General features: G+C 71.6%; 18 protein-coding genes and 1 pseudogene. 9 read left to right on the forward strand and 10 right to left on the reverse strand.

What is annotated here, in order from left to right; all coding sequences use genetic code 11:
• The first annotated feature begins 33 nt into the window (after window positions 1-33).
• Both PV682_RS39495 and PV682_RS39500 read left to right on the forward strand, forming a co-directional pair.
• Entirely contained in the window at window positions 34-597 is a 564-nt protein-coding gene (locus tag PV682_RS39495) for a dihydrofolate reductase family protein (RefSeq protein WP_319737130.1), read from the forward strand.
• A 46-nt stretch (window positions 598-643) separates the two neighbouring features.
• The gene (locus PV682_RS39500; RefSeq protein ID WP_319737131.1) at window positions 644-1,639 is read left to right on the forward strand and encodes a cyclase family protein; all 996 of its coding nucleotides are present in this window, start codon (window positions 644-646) and stop codon (window positions 1,637-1,639) included.
• Between the two features lie 178 nt (window positions 1,640-1,817).
• Here the strand turns inward: PV682_RS39500 and PV682_RS39505 are convergent, their stop codons facing one another.
• Window positions 1,818-2,492, reverse strand: coding sequence for an SDR family NAD(P)-dependent oxidoreductase (locus PV682_RS39505; RefSeq protein WP_319737134.1), 675 nt, complete (start codon window positions 2,490-2,492; stop codon window positions 1,818-1,820).
• 136 nt (window positions 2,493-2,628) lie between these two features.
• On the opposite strand from PV682_RS39505, the gene PV682_RS39510 reads away from it, so the two are divergent.
• Window positions 2,629-3,330 (forward strand): TetR/AcrR family transcriptional regulator, encoded by a 702-nt coding sequence (locus PV682_RS39510; protein ID WP_319737137.1) that lies wholly within the window; start codon window positions 2,629-2,631, stop codon window positions 3,328-3,330.
• Window positions 3,331-3,430: 100 nt separating this feature from the next.
• Here PV682_RS39510 and PV682_RS39515 read toward each other — a convergent pair whose 3' ends face one another.
• The gene (locus tag PV682_RS39515) at window positions 3,431-4,267 is read right to left on the reverse strand and encodes a glycoside hydrolase family 3 C-terminal domain-containing protein (protein WP_456154983.1); all 837 of its coding nucleotides are present in this window, start codon (window positions 4,265-4,267) and stop codon (window positions 3,431-3,433) included.
• A gap of 96 nt (window positions 4,268-4,363) precedes the next feature.
• On the opposite strand from PV682_RS39515, the pseudogene PV682_RS39520 reads away from it, so the two are divergent.
• Window positions 4,364-4,979: pseudogene (locus PV682_RS39520) on the forward strand (glucoamylase family protein); the annotation flags it as partial.
• 116 nt (window positions 4,980-5,095) lie between these two features.
• A complete protein-coding gene (locus PV682_RS39525; RefSeq protein ID WP_319737138.1) occupies window positions 5,096-5,623 on the forward strand; it encodes a TerD family protein in 528 nt (175 codons plus the stop codon).
• 18 nt (window positions 5,624-5,641) lie between these two features.
• On the opposite strand, the gene PV682_RS39530 is transcribed toward PV682_RS39525, so the two are convergent.
• The gene (locus PV682_RS39530; RefSeq protein WP_319737142.1) at window positions 5,642-6,052 is read right to left on the reverse strand and encodes a MerR family transcriptional regulator; all 411 of its coding nucleotides are present in this window, start codon (window positions 6,050-6,052) and stop codon (window positions 5,642-5,644) included.
• Window positions 6,053-6,466: 414 nt separating this feature from the next.
• Here PV682_RS39530 and PV682_RS39535 point away from each other — a divergent pair, with 414 nt between their 5' ends.
• A complete protein-coding gene (locus PV682_RS39535; protein ID WP_319737144.1) occupies window positions 6,467-7,975 on the forward strand; it encodes a SulP family inorganic anion transporter in 1,509 nt (502 codons plus the stop codon).
• Between the two features lie 30 nt (window positions 7,976-8,005).
• On the opposite strand, the gene PV682_RS39540 is transcribed toward PV682_RS39535, so the two are convergent.
• Window positions 8,006-8,785, reverse strand: coding sequence for an endonuclease/exonuclease/phosphatase family protein (locus tag PV682_RS39540; RefSeq protein ID WP_319737146.1), 780 nt, complete (start codon window positions 8,783-8,785; stop codon window positions 8,006-8,008).
• Window positions 8,786-9,127: 342 nt separating this feature from the next.
• Between PV682_RS39540 and PV682_RS39545 the strand changes: the two genes are divergently transcribed.
• On the forward strand, window positions 9,128-12,010 hold the full coding sequence (locus PV682_RS39545; protein WP_319737147.1) for an NACHT domain-containing protein: 2,883 nt from the start codon (window positions 9,128-9,130) through the stop codon (window positions 12,008-12,010).
• Here PV682_RS39545 and PV682_RS39550 read toward each other — a convergent pair.
• Window positions 12,000-12,227 carry a hypothetical protein gene (locus PV682_RS39550; protein WP_319737148.1) on the reverse strand — a complete coding sequence of 76 codons (228 nt, stop codon included), beginning with the start codon at window positions 12,225-12,227 and terminating at the stop codon, window positions 12,000-12,002. The genes PV682_RS39545 and PV682_RS39550 overlap by 11 nt on opposite strands.
• A gap of 243 nt (window positions 12,228-12,470) precedes the next feature.
• Here PV682_RS39550 and PV682_RS39555 point away from each other — a divergent pair, with 243 nt between their 5' ends.
• The gene (locus PV682_RS39555; RefSeq protein ID WP_319737150.1) at window positions 12,471-12,791 is read left to right on the forward strand and encodes a hypothetical protein; all 321 of its coding nucleotides are present in this window, start codon (window positions 12,471-12,473) and stop codon (window positions 12,789-12,791) included.
• A 518-nt stretch (window positions 12,792-13,309) separates the two neighbouring features.
• Here the strand turns inward: PV682_RS39555 and PV682_RS39560 are convergent.
• Complete coding sequence (locus PV682_RS39560) at window positions 13,310-14,188, reverse strand: helix-turn-helix transcriptional regulator (RefSeq protein WP_319737152.1); 879 nt, start codon at window positions 14,186-14,188, stop codon at window positions 13,310-13,312.
• A gap of 88 nt (window positions 14,189-14,276) precedes the next feature.
• Between PV682_RS39560 and PV682_RS39565 the strand changes: the two genes are divergently transcribed.
• The gene (locus PV682_RS39565; protein ID WP_319737154.1) at window positions 14,277-15,755 is read left to right on the forward strand and encodes an MFS transporter; all 1,479 of its coding nucleotides are present in this window, start codon (window positions 14,277-14,279) and stop codon (window positions 15,753-15,755) included.
• Window positions 15,756-15,881: 126 nt separating this feature from the next.
• Here PV682_RS39565 and PV682_RS39570 read toward each other — a convergent pair whose 3' ends face one another.
• The 4 genes from PV682_RS39570 to PV682_RS39585 all read right to left on the reverse strand — a co-directional run.
• Window positions 15,882-17,123, reverse strand: a complete 1,242-nt coding sequence (locus PV682_RS39570; RefSeq protein WP_319737155.1) for a mandelate racemase/muconate lactonizing enzyme family protein — start codon at window positions 17,121-17,123, stop codon at window positions 15,882-15,884.
• Between the two features lies 1 nt (window position 17,124).
• Window positions 17,125-17,952, reverse strand: a complete 828-nt coding sequence (locus PV682_RS39575) for a carbohydrate ABC transporter permease (protein ID WP_319737156.1) — start codon at window positions 17,950-17,952, stop codon at window positions 17,125-17,127.
• Entirely contained in the window at window positions 17,952-18,782 is an 831-nt protein-coding gene (locus PV682_RS39580) for a carbohydrate ABC transporter permease (protein ID WP_319737158.1), read from the reverse strand. The genes PV682_RS39575 and PV682_RS39580 overlap by 1 nt, the downstream gene beginning before the upstream one ends.
• A gap of 142 nt (window positions 18,783-18,924) precedes the next feature.
• The coding region (locus PV682_RS39585; protein ID WP_319737157.1) for an ABC transporter substrate-binding protein at window positions 18,925-19,842 on the reverse strand (918 nt) is incomplete at its 5' end.

Below are 19,842 nucleotides of genomic sequence, written 5' to 3' on the forward strand. Positions count from 1 at the left end.
GATCCGACCGACAGACGAAAGGCGCGGCCAGCCGTGAGAAAGCTCATCGTCCAGCAGTGGGTCACCGTCGACAACATCGCCGCCGAGGAGGACGGCGGGCTCGGCTTCGTCTCCGCCGAGTCCTTCTCCCGAACCAGCGACACGGCGTTCAAGGAACGCGTGATGGGCTTCGTCGACGCGGTCGACACACTGCTCCTCGGCGCGAACACCTACGCCCAGTCCACGGGTTGGGCAACCGCCGAGGACCAGGGCGAATACGGTGAGAAGCTCAACAGCCTCACCAAGTTCGTCGCCTCCTCCACCCTGGAGAAGGCGCCCTGGGGAGACTTCCCCGCCGCGACCGTGACGCGCGACCCGGCCGCCACCGTCCGCGAACTCAAACAGCGAAGCGGCAAGGGCATCTGGCTGTGGGGCAGCTTGACCCTCATGGACTCCCTGCTGAAAGCCGGACTCGTCGACGAGGTCACCCTGCTGGTCTGCCCCGTCTCACGCGGCAGGGGACGGCGCGTCTTCGAGGACCGGCAGAACCTGAAGCTGATCGAGGCCACCTCGTTCGACAACGGGATCGCGGTTCTGCGCTACGAGATCACCCGATAGCCGGAAGACTCCGAGCCACCCCAGAGAAACGACGTAAGGAATCACCATGGAGCCGAACCGCACCACCGGAGGAGCCGCAGCCGGGACGACGGCAGGGCGACCGGTCCCCACACGGGACGACGTGCTCGCCTACTTCGACACGCTGTCGAACTGGGGACGGTGGGGCGACGACGACGAACTCGGCACGCTGAACCACATCACCGACGCCGTCCGGCTGGCGGCGGCGCGGGCCGTACGCCACGGCAGAAGCGTGTCCTGCGCATGGGAGATCGCCGTACCGGAGGAGATGGAGAGGTCGACGACGACCTGCCCGTGCGCCGCCGACATGCCGGGTATGGACAGCATGCCGCTGCCCGGATTCCGCAACGACCGGCACTGGGGCTTCTCCAACGAGAAGCTCGGCCTCCTGTTCCACGGCAACACCATCACCCACATCGACTCGCCGTGCCACATCTACTGGGACGGCACGATGTACAACGGACGGCCCCACTCGCTGGTCGGGGCCGAGACGGGATCGGCGTGGGCGGCCGTCACGGCGGCGGCGAACGGGATCGTCACCCGTGGCGTCCTGCTGGACATCGCGAAGGTCCGCGATGTGCCGTGGCTGGAACCGGGACAGGGCGTCTTCCCCGAGGACCTCGAAGAGGCCGAGCGCCGCCAGGGAGTGCGAGTACGGCCCGGCGACGCGGTACTCCTGCGCACCGGCTACGGCCGGTCCCGGCACGAGTCCGGCCCGACCACCGGTGTCACGCAGGCCGGCTGGCACGCGTCCTGCCTGCCGTGGCTGAGCGAACGGCAGGTCGCGCTGATCGCCGCCGACACCCCTCAGGACGTCCAGCCGTCGGGGTACGAAGACCTGGCGATGCCGGTGCACACCGTGGGCCTCGTCGCGATGGGGCTGTGGCTCCTGGACAACTGCGACCTGGAGGCGTGCGCGGCGACAGCCGCCGAACTCGGCCAGTGGGACTTCCAGTTCGCCGTCGCCCCGGTCCGCTTCGCCGGTACGTCCGGCAGCCCGGTCAACCCGATCGCCACGTTCTGACGGCGGCCGGACGGCGGTGACGCGGGGGAGGACGGCAGGGCGTCGGTGAGGTGGACCAGGGTCCGTAGCGGTCGGCCCGCCATGCCCACGAGGTAGAGGGCGAGGGCGCGACCTGCTTGGGGGCGGCCCGAGGGATGCTTTCGGGGCCGCCCCCGGCAGGTGTCGACGGCGATGGGTGTCAGAGGCTGAAGACGAGCTCGGCCTGGTCGCGCTTCGTGGTGTGCAGGTCCCAGTAGACCGGGGAGATCTCCTCTGGCTGGGCGGTCGGGAAGCCGGGGACGGCAGGCGTGCCGATGGACACGTCGATCCCGATGTGCGCTGCCTGGACGCCGGTGCCGTCCAGCTCCTTGTGCAGGTTGATCACCCAGTTGCGCAGGGCCGCAGCAGCGGCGTTGACGTTGGCGACCTGCGGCACAGGGTTGACGGAGCCGGCGCCGGTGGTGAACAGCAGGGTGCCCGCGCCGGCCTCACGCATGGCGGGCAGCACCGCGCGGGTGGCGGCGATGGCGCCGTAGAGCTGGAACTCCATCTCGTGCTGCACGTCGGCCGGGTCGGTCGCGGCCGGGGTGGTCATGACGGTCTGGAGGCCGGCGACCGGGGAGTACTCCAGGACGTCGATGCGGCCGAAGCGCGCGGTCGCGTCGTCGAGCGCCTGGGTGAGCGCGGCGCGGTCGAGCACGTCGGCGGGGAACGCGGCGGCGGTGATGCCCTCGGCGGCCAGCTTCCCGGCGAGGTCGTCGAGCTTGGCCCGGTCGCGGGCGATCAGCGCGACGTCGTAGCCGTGAGTGCCGTACGTGCGGGCGATGGCGAGGCCGAGCTGAGGGCCGGCGCCGACGATGGCGATGGTGGGCATGGGGGGAGCCTTTCGTGAACAGGGTCAGGGAGGTGGATAGGGCTATCCGTTTCCTTTTCGGAAAGCCCTATCCGTTTCGTTGTTCACCGTAGCACGGGAACCGGATAAGCCATTCCGGTTTGCTAGTCTGGCCCGCATGAGCCCCCGAGCCCCCCAGCCCGGCGCCGCCGATTCCGCAGGTCAGCCCAAGCGCAGCGACGCGGAGCGCAACCGGGGGCGGATCGTCGCCGCCGCACGCACGGTCTTCGGGCGCGACGGGCTGAACGCGTCGATGGCCTCGGTCGCACGGGAGGCCGGCGTAGGGATCGCCACCCTCTTCCGCCACTTCCCCCGCAAGGAGGATCTTGTTGCCGAGGTCTTCGCCGACCGCATGAAGGCGTACGCGCAGGCGACCACCGAGGCCCTGGCCGACCCCGACCCCTGGCACGGCTTCACCGGCTACATCTTGAACGTCTGCGCGATGCAGGCCGCCGACCGAGGCTTCGCCGACGTCCTGACCATGAGCTTCCCCGGCGTCCCGGAACTGGAGCAGTACCACGCCCGGGCGTACGAGGGCTTCCTCGAACTCATCGGCCGTGCCAAGGACAGCGGGCGGCTGCGCGAGGACTTCACCAGCCGCGACCTCGTCCTGCTGCTGATGGCCAACGCCGGAGTCCTCAGCGCCACCGGCGACGCCGCCCCGGACGCCTGGCGCCGCCTCGTCGCCTGGATGATCCAGTCCTTCCAGACCCCGGCCCGCAGCCAACTGCCCGACCCACCGGACGACGCCGCGCTGTACGAGGCCATGCGCCGCGCCAGCCAGGGCGCCATCGCCCCCGAGACCGGAAAACGACGCTGAACCGACGACCGGTGGGACAGGGCCGCTGGCCCGCGGTTCCCGGCGGATGTGCCCACCGGCCGTCACCCGCATCCCGGCGTACGGATGCGGAATTCCGCGATCAGCTGTTGCCCGGGCCGTGAGCTGGGACCGACGCGCAGTGAGAACGCACCGGGTTCGACCACGCGGCGGTTGTCGGGCGTGCGGGGCGGTGCCCGGTGTTCGTGAGGCGCACGGTGGCGTCGGCGCGGACGTCGGAGTCGTGCACAGTGAGGGCGGAGTAGGTGACGGCGGTGTAGCTGAGGCCCTCGCCGAACGCGAACAGGGGCTCCTGGCTGAGATCCGCGTAGCGGTCGCCGTGCTGGCCCCGCACCTGGTTGTAGAAGACCGGCTGCTGTCCGACGTGGCGTGCGAAGGAGATCGGCAGACGGCCGCTGGGCTCGATGAGCCCGAGGACGAGTTCGGCGATGGCGCGGCCACCGCGCATCCCCGGGTTGAGCCCCTCGATGAGCGCTGCCGCGTTCAGGGCGGAGTCCAGGAGGGTGCTCGGCTTGGACTGGACCAGGGCGACGACCATCGGTGTGCCGGTGGCGGCGACCGTGTCGAGCAGGGCGATCTGGCCGCCTTGGAGATCGAGCGTGGCCGTCGAGCACGCCTCGCCGGTGAGGGCGAGGGTGTCCCCGACGACCGCGACGGCGTAGTCGGCGGCCTGCCGGAGCTGTGCCCGGTCGACGGGGGCGGGGGTGAAAACGGGCGGCCGTGCCTGGCCGTCGGGCGAGAGCGGCCCTCGGGGGTCGGGGGCGAGCACTTCGATGTCGGCTCCGCGTGCGTGCGTGACCGTCCAGTCAGCGGGTGCGACGGCGCGGAATCCGTCGAGCACCGTCTCCACCAGCTCGCGTGGATGTCCTTCGGGCATCCAGTCGACCTGGCCGGAGTCTCCCGCCCAGTCGCCCAGCATGGCCTGCGGGCTGTCGGCGTTGGGGCCGATGACCGCGATCGTTCGCGGCGCGCCCTGGCCGGCGGCGCGGCCCGCCGGGCCCCGGGTCAGGCCGCCCTCAAGACCGCCGCCGACGCGGACCCCGCGCTGCGCCCACGGATCACCGCACTCCTCCGACAACGTCGACTGGTCGTACTTCTACACCCCCTACGACCCCGCCGATCCGGTAGCGGGCCCCGGCCAACTCCTCGGCGGCTACTGGCCCGACAAGCCCGGCAACGGCGAACCCACCGGCTTCCACTACGGCGCCCTGAACACCGAACCGCGCATGGCCAGCTACCTCGGCATCGCCGACGGTTCCCTGCCCGCCGACCACTACTGGCACCTGTACCGCACCCTGCTGCCCGGCATGGGCCAGGAGCAGGAACCGGCAGACGCGTACGTCATCGTGGACGGCGTACGGGTCTGGGAGGGCCACTACGCGATCGGCATGCAGGAGGACGGCTACAACAGCCTCGCCGTGGTCACCCCGCACGCCTCCTTCCTCGCCCTTCCCCAGGCACCCGACGAGGCCCTCACCAATCTCCGGGCGCTCGCCCGGGACTTCGGTGCGTACGACGACCGCTACGGCTTCCGCGACTCCGTCGACGTCGTCACTGGCCGGGTCAGCGACGTCGTCCTCGCCCTCTACCAGGGCATGATCGCCGCCGCTCTCGCTGGCGAACGTCCGGGAACTCGCCGGCCTCACGGTGATTGTCTTGACGATGCTTTAACGCGCCTGCGCAGAGCCATACTCCAGATGCGGGGGAGCACCCCGCAGCAGGCAGCGGCGGGAGAGGCAGTCATCCGGTGAACAGCGGCACAGGGCTGAAGAAGGTCGAGATACGGCTCAAGTGGGACCCCAGCCTCCTCGGAGAGCCCCCGCACCACCTCGACATCGTCGCCGCGACCTACTCCGCGGACGCGCCGTACGGGAAACCGGTGTACGTCGTCCACTACGACAGCCGTTCCCCGGACGGCACGATCAACATGAGCCGCCACAGCCAGACCGGGCAGGGCTTCGGCTACGTCGAGGCCATGACCGTCGAACTCGACCGCCTCGCCTCCTCCTTCGCCCGGGTCGTCGTCGGCGTGGTCATCCACCAGACCACCGGCCCCAAGACCTTCGGCCACCTCACGGGCACCGGGGTCCTGGTCGTCGAGGGGTACACCGAACTCGTGAAGGACGACTTCGCCGGACTCGCTGGCTCTACCGCCGCCATCGTCGCGGAGTTCACCAAGGAGACCGGCGTCTGGGAGCTGCGGCCCGCGCTCCGCGGCTTCGACAGCGACCCGGAGACGTTCATGGCGCAGATGGGGTCCGGCCCGCAGCTCTGAGTACGGGGCGGACGCCCGTCAGGCCCTGGGGGCGGTGGCTCGCTCCAGGCGGGTTCGCAGGGTGGTGGCGAAGTCCTCGGCGCGGCCCAGTTGCTTGCGCAGGTCGGCGACGCGCGCGGTGGCGGCCTGCTCGAAGGCGTGGACCCGGGCGATCAGTTCGTCCCGCTCGGTCTCGGTCAGCCGGTCGTCGGCATCGAGGCGGTCGGTGGCCTCCAGCAGGTCGCGCATCTGATCCAGGGTGAAGCCGAGCGGCTTCATCCGGCGGATGACCATGAGCCGCTGTACGTCGGTCTCGGTGTAGAGGCGGAAGCCCCCTTGGGAACGGGCCGAGGGGACGACGAGGCCGGTCTCCTCGTAGTGCCGGATGGTGCGCAGCGACAGCTCCGTGCGCGTGGCGACCTCGCCGATCTGCATGTGCTTGCCGTCCACGCTCCTGCTTCCCGAACTTCGCGCCCGCACCGGGGTGGGGTGCGTCCCGTACGCCTCACCGATCTCTACTCTAACGTTAGGGTAGAGTTGCCGACGGTGAGGACGGTCTGCCCGCCTCGCTGTTGCCGTGTCGGGGCCGATGCCGCCCCCGGCGAAGATCCGATTCCCGCAGGAGAGACGCGTGCGCGAGCTGATGACGCCCGGCGCCGCCGCCTGCCCGCCGTGATGCTTCGCCCCGGAATCCGGGCGGGGACCGCGTCCTCGCGCGGGCCCTTCACCTGATCCCCTTTTTCGTCTTCCGGCCGCCTCCGCTGAGGGGCCGTCTCCGCGGGGCGCCGCCCGGTTCCCCGCGTCCTCCCGCGCGCCCCGGCCTGCCGAACGGGGTGCGCCCGAGCACGACAGGTACCTGCTTCCTTGTCTTCTTCTGCCGCTGGGTCCCCGGCCGTACGCCTGCGGGGCCTGAAGCCCGACTGGCTGCGCGATCCGAAAGTGTGGCGCACCGAGGTGCTGGGCGGGCTGGTCGTCGCGCTCGCCCTGATCCCCGAGGCGATCTCCTTCTCGATCATCGCCGGGGTCGATCCCGCGATCGGTCTGTTCGCCTCCTTCACCATGGCCGTCGTCATCTCGGTCGTCGGCGGACGCCGGGCGATGATCTCCGCCGCGACCGGCGCCGTCGCGCTGGTCATCGCGCCGCTGAACCGCGAGCACGGTCTCGGCCACCTGGTCGCCGCCGTCATCCTGGCCGGTGTGTTCCAGGTCGTCCTGGGTGTGCTCGGGGTGGCGAAGCTGATGCGGTTCATCCCGCGCTCGGTGATGGTCGGCTTCGTCAACTCGCTCGCGATCCTGATCTTCATGGCGCAGGTCCCCGAGATGCGGAACGTGCCCTGGGCGGTCTATCCGCTCATCGTCGGCGGCCTGGCGCTGATGGTGTTCTTCCCGAAGGTCACCACCGTGATCCCGGCCCCGCTGGTGTCCATCGTCGTCCTGACCGTGATCACCGTCGCCGCCGCCATCGCCGTCCCGACCGTCGGCGACAAGGGCGACCTGCCGTCCTCGCTGCCGGTGCCCGGTCTGCCGGACGTGCCGTTCACCCTGGACACGCTGACCACGATCGCGCCGTACGCGTTCGCGATGGCGCTGGTCGGGCTGATGGAGTCGCTGATGACGGCCAAGCTCGTCGACGACATCACCGACACCCACTCCTCCAAGACGCGGGAGTCGATCGGTCAGGGCATCGCGAACATCGTCACCGGGTTCTTCGGCGGCATGGGCGGCTGCGCGATGATCGGCCAGACGATGATCAACGTGAAGGTGTCCGGCGCCCGCACCCGCCTGTCGACCTTCCTCGCGGGCGCGTTCCTGATGGTGCTGTGCATCGTGTTCGGCCCGGTGGTCTCCGACATTCCCATGGCCGCGCTGGTCGCCGTCATGGTCATGGTGTCCTTCGCGACGTTCGACTGGCACTCCGTCGCCCCGAGGACCCTCAGGCGGATGCCCGCGGGGGAGATCGCCGTCATGGTGATCACCGTCGCGGTCGTCGTCGCGACCCACAACCTCGCGATCGGCGTCGTCGTCGGCTCGGTCACCGCCATGGTCATCTTCGCCAAGCACGTCGCCCACCTCGCGGAGGTCACCGCCGTCACCGACCCCGACGGCACGAGCGTGGTCTACCGGGTCACCGGCGAGCTGTTCTTCGCCTCCTCCAACGACCTCGTCGGCCAGTTCGACTACGCGGGCGATCCCCGGCAGGTCGTCATCGATCTGAGCGCGGCGCACATCTGGGACGCCTCCTCCGTGGCCGCCCTCGATGCCATCGGGACCAAGTACGCCCAGCGCGGCAAGACCGTCGAGATCACCGGCCTCAACCAGCCCAGCGCCCGCATCCACGGGAAGCTCAGCGGCGAGCTGTCCGGGAGCCACTGACCCGCTCCCGGACGTCCGCTCCCGGTCTGGTCAGAACTCGATGCCGGCCCACAGGGGGTCGTGGTCGGAGTAGGTGGCGTGGGTGGCGTCGGCCCAGGTCACGCGCAGGGAGGGTTCGACGAACAGGTAGTCGATCTTTCCCTGGCTGTGGGTCGACTCGCCCGAGCGGCACCAGATCCAGACAGGAGGCAGGGACCGGATCCAGAAACCCGCCTTCATCTCGTTGCCGCAGGGGCTGTCGACCTCCTTGAACTGGCCGTGTGCGTCCCGCCGGTAGTCCGGGTGGTAGAAGTTGTCGGTCGCTCCGGAGAGCGGGTCGTCGTTGAGGTCGCCGCCGAGGAAGCGGGTGTATCCGGCGTACTCGGTGGCGAGGATCCGGGCGGCGACCGCTGCCTCGTGACGCCGGGCGTCGAGGTGGGGGCGGTCGTCGCCGACGGTCAGATGGGCGCTACAGACGGCGAGCCGGCGGCTGTCCGAGCGGACGCACAGCATCTCGCGCTGCTCGTAGCCGGCGGGCGACTCCAGGCCGTGCGGCACGGCTGTGGCCGCGTCGAAGCCCAGGTCGTCGCGGAAGAGCACCGCGTTGCCGAAGTCGGACGGGTGCTTGCACTGGGCGACTTGGCCGCTTCCGTTCGTGACCGGGTGGAACACGACGGTGTAGTCGGGCAGTTGGCTCTCCAGGCGCGCGTTCCAGTCGCGGCATGTCTCGGAGAGCGTCATGAACGCGGGCCGGCGGTCGTCGACGCTGCGGACGAGGGCGTCGGGCACTTCGTCGCCCCTCGGCCCGTACTCGTCGTTGCCGCCGGCCATGTTGAACTGGCCGACGGTGTGCTCCGCCAGGGCTGCCGCCGATCAGGATGCCAGCCAGCGCGAGAGCGGCTGCCGTCAGGCGCTGGGGTGACGAAGGTGCGGAGCATCGACCGGTGGTCGTGCGCTTCTCGTCCGAGTCGGCCTCGAAGTTGTCCTCGTAGCAGGGCTGGACCGGCGTCGTCGCGGGGTCCGAGCGCCCTGTTCGGCTCCGAGGTGCTGGTGAAGGTCATGTCCCAAGTACGCTCCGCCGTGCTTCCGCGCGCCTGCGCCGGTCCCGGTACGCGGATGTCAGGCGCCTCGTTCTCACGGGAACGGACGGATCGCGAGCATGAGGGGCCGGACATGCGGACGTCATCGGGTGGACCACGGGCGTGGCGCCGGGCGGGGCTGGGAGTGGTCGGCGTGGCCCTGGTCGCGCTGGCCGTCGTCCTGGCGATGCGGGACGGCCCCGAAGAGACATCGATGTGGCTCTCCGCGATCTCGGGGTTCGTCTCGGTCGGGGTCCTCGCGCTGGACCTGCTGCGGGAGGCGACCCAGGCACCGCCGGACGACCCGGACCGCCGGCGCAGAGCGGCGGACGCGCTCGCCGAGGCGGTCGCGGCGCAGTGGGACACGCGGGCCCGGCAACACCGGTTGCAGGACCCCGCGCCGCTCGCCGTGACCTGGGTGAACGAGGGGCCGCCGCTCGCGGACCACGCACGCAACATCCGGGGCGGACTGCCACTGCCCGCGCCGCGCGACGGCGAACGGCCGCTGGAACCCCTCAGGGAGGCGTTCAGACACTTCCCCTCCGGGCGGCTGGTCGTGCTCGGCGAACCGGGCTCGGGCAAGACCGTCCTCGCCGTGGAGTTCGTCCGCGACACGCTCGCGGCCCGGCGGACCGACGAACCCGTTCCCGTGCTCTTCGCGCTGGCGGACTGGGACCCCCGGTCCACCGGGCTGCGGCACTGGCTGGAGGAGCGGCTCGCCGCCGAGTACCGGGCCCTCGCCACCGTACGGGAGGAGCGGACGCTGGCCCGTGAACTGCTGGACGCCGGGCTGATCCTGCCTGTCCTCGACGGCTTCGACGAACTCCCCGGGCCGGTGCGCGCACAAGCCCTGCGGTGCCTGAACCGCGAGCTGGACGAGCGGCTGCCGGTCCTGCTGACCTGCCGCACCGCGGAATGGGAGCAGGTCACGCGCGACGACGTCCTCACGGCCGCCGCGGTCGTACGGCTGCGACCGCTGTCCTACGCCGCCGCGCGCACGTACCTGGAGAGCGCCGCACGCCCGGACGCGACCGGGCGCACCCGATGGACCGGGGTCCTCGACGGCCCCTCGGCTCCGCTCGCCGAGGCCCTGACGTCTCCGCTGACGGTGGCGCTGGCCCGCACGGTGTACGAGGACGTGTCCCGTGACCCCGGCGAGCTGACGGACCTCGTCCGTTTCCCCACGGCCGGACACATCGAGCGGTATCTGCTGGACGCCTTCGTCCCGGCGGCCTTCGCCGACGCGGACCCGCGCTGGCGGCCGGAGGCGGCGCACCGCTGGCTGCGCCGGCTCGCCTGTGACCTGGCGCCCGCAGACGGCTCCCCGGGCGTCTGGCGGTTCGCGTGGTGGGAGCTGCCCGAAGTGATGCCCAGGACCCTGCGCGTGCTCGGCCCGGCCGCGCTGGCACTCCTGACCACGGCCGCGGTGCTGGTGCCGCTGGCCAAGTCGGGGACGGGCGTGGTCGCCGACTGGGACACCAAGACATCGGCCCTGGTCAACTTCGCGGGCGACTTCCTGGGCCTGTGCTTCGGGCTGGCCTTCCTGCTGCCCGCCACAGCGGCGGCATCGCGGGGGCCGCGCACGCTGGTGCGACTCGCCCTGACCGTGACGGCGGCGGCCTCGGTCGTCGCCGTGGCCGTCGGCGTGCTCGTGCCGCCGCTGATCAGCCCCCGCCTCGGCGCGACGATCACGCCGAGAGCGTCCTGGTTCCTCAACGGATGCTTCCTCGGGCTGGTGCAGTGCATGATGATCGCCGTCGCCGGACTGCCCCGGCGGCCCCTGCCGCTGGGCCTGCCGTGGGCGGGCGCGCCGAGCGGTCCGGCGGCGGTCCGGGTACTGGGCGGTGTGCTCGTCCTCGCCGGTCTCGCCCTCGTCGGCCGGTCCGGCGCACAGGTCGCGGCCGTCACCTGCCTGGGGGCCGGGCTGCTGCTGTGCCTCGCCGGGAGGCGGCGCGGCGAACGGACGGCAGCCGCCTACGCCGGACCGGCCGCCGTACTGCGGGGATTCCGGCAGGGGCTGCTGCGGGGGCTCCTCGCGTGCACGCTCATCGGGGTCGCCGCCGCCGTCGCCGTCGGCGGCATCACCGCCGCGTTCGCCGCGTACGAGATCCGCTCGGCGCCGACGCGCGCGAACGGCACGGTGATCGGAGGGTGGGTCCACCAGGAGGCCGCCGGGAGCCGCTCCGTCCACACGGCCGCGGCGGAGAAGATCGTGCTGGTGGAACGCAAGGCGCTCACCGAGCCGTTCGCCGTCATGGAGGGAGCCCGCATCACCTCCGACGCGCGACTGAAGCTCCTCGAAGGGACGTTGCGGCTCCACCGGGACGGCGACCGCTGGGTCGTCGACTGCGACGGCCGCCCCGTCACCTGGCACGGCCGGCCCGTCGACGCCCACAACCTGGTCCTCGCCCTCCCGAGACCCGTCAGGGCATGGCTCGCATTGCGCCCCGCCGACGACGTCCTGATCGACACGCTGATCCCCTTCGTCGGGTTCGGCCTGCTCGTCGGCACCATCGGCGGCTGCGCCTCCGGCGTCTACCGCGCCCTGAACACCCCCTCGGACACCATCCGCGCCGTCGGCCCACGCAGCACCCTGCGCACCGACCGCGCCGCCGCGCTCGCCCGCAGCGCGATCGCCTCCGTGCTCGCGGGGGGAGTCTGCCTGCTGCTGATCGCCGCGACGGGACGCGACAGCACGCTGGGCACCATGCACACCGAGGTGTGGGTGATGATGGGCACGCTCACCCCCGCGCTCAGCGCCTGGGGCCGGACCGGGGTCGCCCGCCTCTGGCTGGCCCTGACCGGACGGGCACCCTGGCGGCTCATGGCCTTCCTCGAAGAAGCCCACCACCGAGGCGTACTGCGCCGCTCCGGCGCCCACTACGAGTTCCGCCACCTGCGACTCCAGCAACGCCTCGCCACCGACGCGACACCCGAGGAGACCGGCCCACGCGACGAACCGTCACTCACACGGTGACCGCCGCAGCGGCTGCCTGCCTGCCACCGGTGGTGCCCGCGGGGATCTGACCAGCCCCACCGAACGCGACATCCGCCTTACGGAGCATGCGGCCAGGACACCTCGCGCCACTGGCCTCGACGCTGCCACCGCCACCCTTCAGCGCAAAACCGACCACCTCGAACAACAGACCACCGAGCTCCGCGACCAACTCTCCGAACACGGAGAAGACGGTCACGGTGCACGCCTGGAGGAAGCTGAGGCAATGTCAGGACCCTGGCTCCATCCGGGGACGTTCCTTGGCAGTGCCCTCCGGGTCCTGGGCCGGACGTGACGTCCGCTCTTGGCGGCGCTGATCCAAGCGACGTCACGGACATGGTTCTGATCGTTTTCCTTCCCCTCATCCTGGCCGTCTGCCTGGTCCTGGGGACCGGGGGAGCCTTGGAGCCGCTCTGGCGCAGCTGGACGCGAGCGGGTCACGGTGCGCGGGCTCGTGGGGGCGAGCGCGCCCCGGATACCGGGCACAGTCGGCGGCTACCTGCTGACCGCCTTCCTGTTCCCCGTCCTGCTGACTCCTCTCGCGCCGCTCTTGGCCTGGCTGGGGGTGCTGTATGTGCTTGCTCCGTCGATCATGGCCCACGACCGCGTGTGCATGTTTCGGGCCCTGGGCCGTGCACAGGAGCTGATCAGGGGGGTGTGGTGGCCGGTGTTCACACCTCTGGCGCTCGCAGCTCTGGTCACGTTCGGCCTGGAGACGGCAGTGGGCTTCCCGGAGGGGTTCAATCCGCTGGCGGATCGCTGAGTTGTGGTTCCCGCGAAACTGGCTCTCAACAACGCAGGAGGGCTGGACGCCAGGCAGCGTGCGTTCCGTGAGCGGGTCCGGCTGTCGGTCATCGTTTTCTTCGGGGCCTGTGTTCGTGCCGAGACTCGCCCCGCCCGCTCGGCAGTTGCCGCTATGCGGTGACGGGGGTTGGCATCCTTGTCCTCCGCGGAGGTGACGGCCAGTAGTCGGCCGCCTGATGGGCCAAGGACTCCAGATCGAGAGCGCCCGTTTCCTCGGAGACCTCGACAACCGAGCCCCGGGCCACTTCATGTCGTCGCCGGAGCGGCCGGCACCCCTCGGGCGCTCTTCGTAGGCCCGACAAGGTGCCGGCGGGGGCTCGGTGTCGTGTTCGGTGATGTGACGGGGCCACGCAGGTCACGTGGGATCTGGTGCAGTTGGGCGGTACACAGGAGCTTCTCCGGCCCAGGGCCGTCGTCGGCCGGAGCCGGGATGGACGGGACGCCGTCCGGGCGCGGCGGCTGTCCGCCGGACAGGCCCTAGCCGGCCACGGGGTACATCGCGCCGCGCCGGCCCTCCGGGGATGCCAGCCACTCCAGTTTGTTCGCGGTGTCCGCCTCGCTCAGTGGGGTGTGGAGGACGATCGACAGGTCCGGGCGGGCCGGAAGTCTCATCACGGTGGACTCGAAGCACAGGAGCCCCAGCAGGGGGTGGTCCATCTCCTTGCGGATCTGCCCGGCCTCCTCGATGTCCCGCAGCTCCCACAGGGCGGCGAACTCCGGGCTCGCCGCCTTGAGCTGGGCCGCGACCGCCTGGAAGCCCTCGTCGTCGGGGCTGGCCAGGCAGGCGGCGCGGAACTGGGCGACGACCGTGCGGGCGTTCTGCTCCCAGCTCCTTGAACGGGAGCGGTACATCGAGTCGGTGAAGAAGTCGACGAGGCAGTTCTGCGTGACGCCGGGGCGCATTCCGAGGACGGTCGCGGCGGCGTCGTTGAACAGCACGGTGTTGTAGTAGAGGTCCATGATGTGGGCCGGGTACGGCATCCACGTGTCGATCAGCCGCTGGAGCCCCTCGCAGCTGTCGCGCTGCCCGCCCGGCTCGCTCTCGGGCACGGGCGGGTTCAGCCCGGCGAGGACGTAGAGGTGACGGCGCTCGGCGTTGCCCATCCGCAGGACGCGGGCGACGGAGTCGAGGACCTGCGGCGAGACCGAGATGTTCCGGCCCTGTTCCAGCCACTGGTACCAGGAGGCGCCGACCCCCGCGAGGACGGCGACCTCCTCGCGGCGCAGCCCCGGGGTGCGGCGGCGGGCGCCCCCGTCCGGGAGTCCGGCCTCGGCCGGGGTGACCCGGGCCCTGCGGCTCATCAGGAACTCGCGCAGTTCGCTGCGCCGCCAGGCCCTGGGCTCGTCCACGGGCATGTGCCGGTCCTCCTCGTGACTGGTGGTGTGACCACCAGGACAACTTGCCGCTCCCCACGGCTATTCCACCGGCCGCAGGCTCTTGCGCATGGCGACCGACACCACTCTCGACCCCGCACCGACCAGCCCCGCAGCCGACCCCGCACTGACCGGCCCCGCAGCTGCACCCGCACCGACCGGCACCCCACGGCTGCCGGCGCGCGACAGACTCGTCCTGTTCATCCTGTGCGCCGCCCAGTTCATGGTGGCCCTCGACTTCTCCGTGCTGAACGTGGCGCTGCCCGTCCTCGGCGCCGACCTCGGCATGAGCCGGTCGGCGCTGCAATGGGCGGTCACCGCGTTCGCGCTGCCCTCCGGCGGCTTCCTGCTCCTCTTCGGCCGCATCGGCGACCTGTACGGCCGCCGGCGGCTGTTCCTGAGCGGACTTGCCCTGTTCGGGGCGGCCTCACTGCTGGCGACCTTCGCCTGGGACCCGGCGTCGTTCCTCACCGGCCGGGCCCTCCAGGGCATCGGCGCGGCGGCCATCGTCCCGACCGGGATGTCCCTGCTCACCACGACGTTCCCGGAGGGCCCGGCCCGCGACCGCGCGCTCGGCATCTCGGGCACGCTGCTCTCGCTCGGCTTCACCGTCGGCATGGTGGCCGGCGGCGTCCTGACCGACGTCCTGGGCTGGCGCTCCACCATGGGCGTGCTCACCCTCTTCGCGCTGATCGTCCTGCCCCTGGCCCCCGGCCTGCTGCCGGAGTCCCGCACCCCGCAGCGCCCGCGCCTGGACGTGCCCGGCGCCGTCACCGTCACCGGCGGCCTGCTGTCGGTGATCTACGCCCTGTCGACGGCCGCCGACCGCGGCTTCGGCCACGCCGACGTCATCGCCGCCCTGGCCGCGGGCCTGGCACTGCTCACCGTGTTCGTGCTCGTCGAGTCCCGCACCGAGGCGCCGCTGGTCTCCCTGCCGATGCTGCGCCGCCGCACCGTGGCATGGGGCAACGCGGCCGGTCTGGTCACGTTCTCGACGATGTCGACGCTGGTGTTCGTCCTGACCCTGTACTTCGAGGAGACCCTGGGCCTGTCCGCCTTCCGCACAGGGCTGGTCTTCGGCGTGGCCGGCGTGCTGTCGGCGGTCGCCGGGGCCTGCGCCCCCAAGGTCGTCGGCCGCTTCGGCGCCCGCCGCACGCTGGTCGGCTCGCTCGCCGGGCAGGGCGTGCTGACCGCCGCCCTGCTGGGCCTGGACACCCACGCCTGGTCGGTGTGGCTCGCCACGGCCGCCGTCTCGCTGGCCTGCGTGTGCCACCTCGGCGTGATCGTCTCCTACGGCCTGACGGTCACCTCCGGAGTACCGGACGAGGAACAGGGCCTGGCGACCGGCCTGGTCACCTCCACCCAGCAGGTCGGCATCACCATCGGCATCCCGCTGCTCGGCGTCCTCGCCACCACCTCGCCGGACCTGCTGACGGGCCTTCACACGGTCCTTGCCGTGGAAACGACGATCGTCCTGGCGGCGGCCGTCCTCGTCGCCCTCGGCCTCCGGGGCGGGAAGAGGGACACGGTGGTGCCCGGCGGGCGGTAGGCCGGCCACGACCGGGTCGGACCGCGAGGGCTTCGACGCCCTCGCGGCGCTGAAGGCAGCTGAAGGCAGGGGCGCTCTCCACCGTCGTGGAGCGCCGCGCCCCGCATCCGTACCGTCGCCGCCCGGTCAGATCATCGGCTCGGTGTCGTTGCGTGCGGGCCTCCCGTCCGTCCGGCGCAGCGGAAGGGGGCGGCGGGTGGACGGGTGTGGGCCGGGGGTGGAGTCCGGGGTGGGGAGCAGGCGGCGGCCGGCGGATTCCGGTCGTACGGTTGTGCCGTCGGCGGCCGGGGGAGTGGGGCGGGGGGCCGCTGCGCGGATCGTCTCCTCGTCGACCCGGATGCCGAGGCCCGGTGAGTCGCCGAGGATGAACTCGCCGCCCTCGACGTGCAGATCGACGTGGATGCCGAACGGCGGCTGGAGGTCCTGGAGTTCGCCGGCGAGGTGGTTCGGGGTGGCGGTCGCCGCGTGCAGGAGGCCGACCGGGGTGGTGCCGACGCAGCTGACCGGCAGGTCGTGCGCGTGGGCGAGGGTGGCGACCCGCAGGAAGTGGGTGATGCCCCAGACCGCGCTCGTCTGGACGATGTCGACCGCCCCCGCGGCGAGCAGCGGCCGGAACTGTTCGAGGCCGGAGAGGTTCTCGCCGCTGGCCACCGAGGCCCGGATCCCCCGGCCGACCACGGCCAGCCCCTCGGCGTCCCAGCGCCGGACCGGCTCCTCGACCCAGGTGAGGTCGAGGGTGCGCTCCAGCGCGCACACGTGGCGGACGGCCTGTTTGCGCGACCACGACTCGTTCGCGTCGAGCATCAGCGCGGGCTGCGCTCCCCGGGCGGCGTCGGCGAGGACCTCGCGGACCAGCGACAGCCGCCGCCGGTCCCGTTCGACGTCCAGACCGCCCTTCAGCTTGGCCGCGCGCAGACCGCGTTCCGCGTACGCCTGGTACACGGCGGCGAGTTCGGCGTCGGTGAGGCCGATGTCCAGACCCGAGGCGTACGCGGGCACCCGCCGGTCACGGCCGCCCAGCAGACGCCACAGGGGTTCCCCGGCGGCCTGGGCCTTGATGTCCCACAACGCCGTGTCGAACGCGCCGATGGTGCCGAACACCACGCCCGCGTGCCCGGCCTTGAACGTCTGCCGCAGCATCCGGTCGTACAGAGCCGTGACAGCGCGCGGGTCCTCCCCGTCGAGGGCCGCGAAGACGGACTCCGCGCCGGCGGACGGCCCCAGACCGACGCCCGTGATCCCCACGTCGGTACTCACCAGGACGACCGGCACGGGGACGAGCCCGTCGGCGTAGACGCCGTTGGCGTCACCGACCGGCCGCCCCCAGTCCAGGACCGTGTTCAGGGTTCGAAATCCGGTGATCCGCATGTCAGCCCTTCGTGGAACCGGCGGTGACGCCTTCGGCGATGTGACGCTGGAACAGGAGGTAGAGCAGCAGCATCGGCACGGCGGCGATCAGGACACCGGCGGCGAACGTGGGGATGTCGTCCGCGTACTGCCCGCGCAGCGAGGTGACCCCCACCATCAGGGTGCGGTTCTCGGCCGACGGCATGATCAGCAGGGCGATGAGGACGTCGTTCCAGCAGAACAGCGCGTTCAGGACGCCGACCGAGACCAGGGCCGGGGCGCCCAGCGGCAGCATGATCCGCCGGTAGACGCCGAAGTGGGTGTTGCCGTCGACCCGGGCCGCGTCGACGAGTTCGGCCGGGACGTGCGCGTAGTAGCTCGCCATCAGGAAGACGGTGAACGGCAGGAACTGCGCGACATAGGCGAGGACCAGCCCGGCATGGGTGTCGATGAGACGGAGGTCGGCCATCGTCCGGGCGAGCGGCACCATGATGACCTGGAACGGGACGAACAGGGCCGCGAGACAGCCGAGGAACAGTGCCCGCGACCCGCGGAACCGCAGCCTGCCCAGGGCGAAGCCCGCCATCGACCCGATCAGCAGCAGCAGGACGACCGCGCACGTGACGACGATCAGCGAGTTGGCGAAGTAGCGTGCCATTCCGGCGCTGTCCCACGCGGTGGCGAGGTTGTCCAGGCGCGGGGAGCGCGCGGGGGCGAACCGGTCGAGGACGTAGTCGTGCCGTGTCTTCAGCGCCACGTTCGTGGTGAACACCAGCGGATAGACCGTGGCCAGCGCGAGCACCCCCATCGCCCCGGCGACCAGCCACCGGCCCGCCCGGGAGGCCGACATCACTCCGCCCTGCCGGAGCGGCTGAGCACGCCGACCTGGAGCAGCCCGACCACCACCATGACGAGGAACAGCACGGTGGACGCGGCCGAGGCGAGCGCCGGGCGGTTCAGCTGGCCCTGCTGGATCCAGATGTAGTACTCCGGCAGATAGGTCGAGCCCCCCGGGCCGCCGCCGGTCATCACGTAGAGCAGTCCGAACATCGACGTCAGCATTCCGATCATCGTGGTCACGAACACGAACTGGATGGTGCGGGACAGGCCCGGGACGATCACGTGCCAGATGATCCGGGGCACCGACGCGCCGTCGATGCGCGCCGCGTCCAGCAGCGAGGAGTCCAGCGTCGCGAACCCGGCGAGGAACACCACCAGCGCCATCCCGAACGTCGCCCAGACATGGACCCCGACGACCGTGTAGAGCGCGACGTCCGGATCGCCGAGCCAGTCGACCCGGCCGAGACCGACATCGTCCAGCAGCGTGTTGACCGGGCCGTCGTAGGCCAGCAGCAGGTTGAAGATCGCGCCGACGATCACCGGTGACAGCACGGCGGGGAAGAAGTAGGCGCCGCGGAAGAACCGGTGCCCCGGAACGCGCAGGTGGATGAAGGTCGCGAGGAGCCCGGGAACGGCGACCGCCACCGGCAGCAGCAGCACCAGCAGCCCCGTGTTGCGCAGCGCGCCGCGGAAGAGCGGGTCGTCGAAGAGGGCCGTGTAGTTGTCCAGCCCGACCGAGGCGCCGTCGAGGTCCCCGTCCCCGGTGAAGGAGAAGTTGACGCCGAGCACCAGGGGGTACAGCCGCAGGGCGACGACCACCAGCACCGCCGGGGCGACCAGGACGTACGGCGCGAGGCGGTCCGCCCTCGGGCGGCGGGACCTCGCCCGGCCGGCCGGGCGCGCACCCCCGGCGTCCGACGGCCCCGTCCGCCCGGCCGGCGCCGGACGGACGGGGGGCGGCGTGGCGTCGAGCGGCACCCGGTCAGCCCTCCCGGTCCGACGCGGCGAGCTGCCTCAGCGCCTCGTCGACGGTGACCGACCCGCTCAGCAACTGCTGGGACAGCCGCCCCATCAGATCGAGGGTCCGCGCGGAGAGCGCCACGTGCAGGGCGGGCCTGCCGCTCTTGATCTCGGAGACGATCGCGGAGACGGCCGGGCCCCCCTTCGACACGTTGACGGACGGGTCGGAGACGATGGCGCCCGCGTCGGCGTGGAACGCCGCCAGCGCGTCCCGCGAGGTGAGCGAGCGGACCAGGTCGGCGGCGAGCTTCGGATCGGTTGTCCACTTGGCGACCGCGTAGCCGATACCGCCGTCGTACGGCAGGCTCGGTGTCGCCCCCGGGGTGATGACCGGCGCCCGCATGACGCCGATGTCGTCGGGGTCGAGGAACTCGCCGAAGTCCTTCCAGTGCCCGACGTCCGACATCAGCCCGATGACATGGGCCGCCTTGCCGGAGGAGAAGAGCGCGAAGGAGTCGTTGAACATCGCCGTCGAGTTGGCCCCCTTGTTGTTGAGGCCGGCGGCGTCGGTCTCCTTCCACAGCTCGAAGATCCGCTTCACGTGCGGGGACGTCCAGTTCCGCTTCCCGGCGATCCAGTCGTCGTACTCCCGGCCGGTGAGCGCGCCGGAGCCGAGGCCGGAGAGGAAGAACTGGATGCCGGCGCCCTCCTTGTTGCCGAGCGCGACGCACGCGACGCCGGTCCTCTTCCTGATCGTGGCGCAGTCGTCGGTGAAGGCGCTCCAGGTCGCGGGCGGGCGGGCGGGGTCGAGGCCCGCCCCCACGTACAGCTTATTGGGGGAGTAGATAGGGGGCCCCGGCAAAGTGACCCGGGCGGCGTTGGTCCAGCCGGACTCGCTGAACGCCTCCCCCCTCACTAGGCGGTCCCCGTCCCCCGCGCG

This window comes from Streptomyces niveiscabiei (assembly GCF_033794345.1).
Classification (GTDB): Bacteria; Actinomycetota; Actinomycetes; order Streptomycetales; family Streptomycetaceae; genus Streptomyces; species Streptomyces niveiscabiei.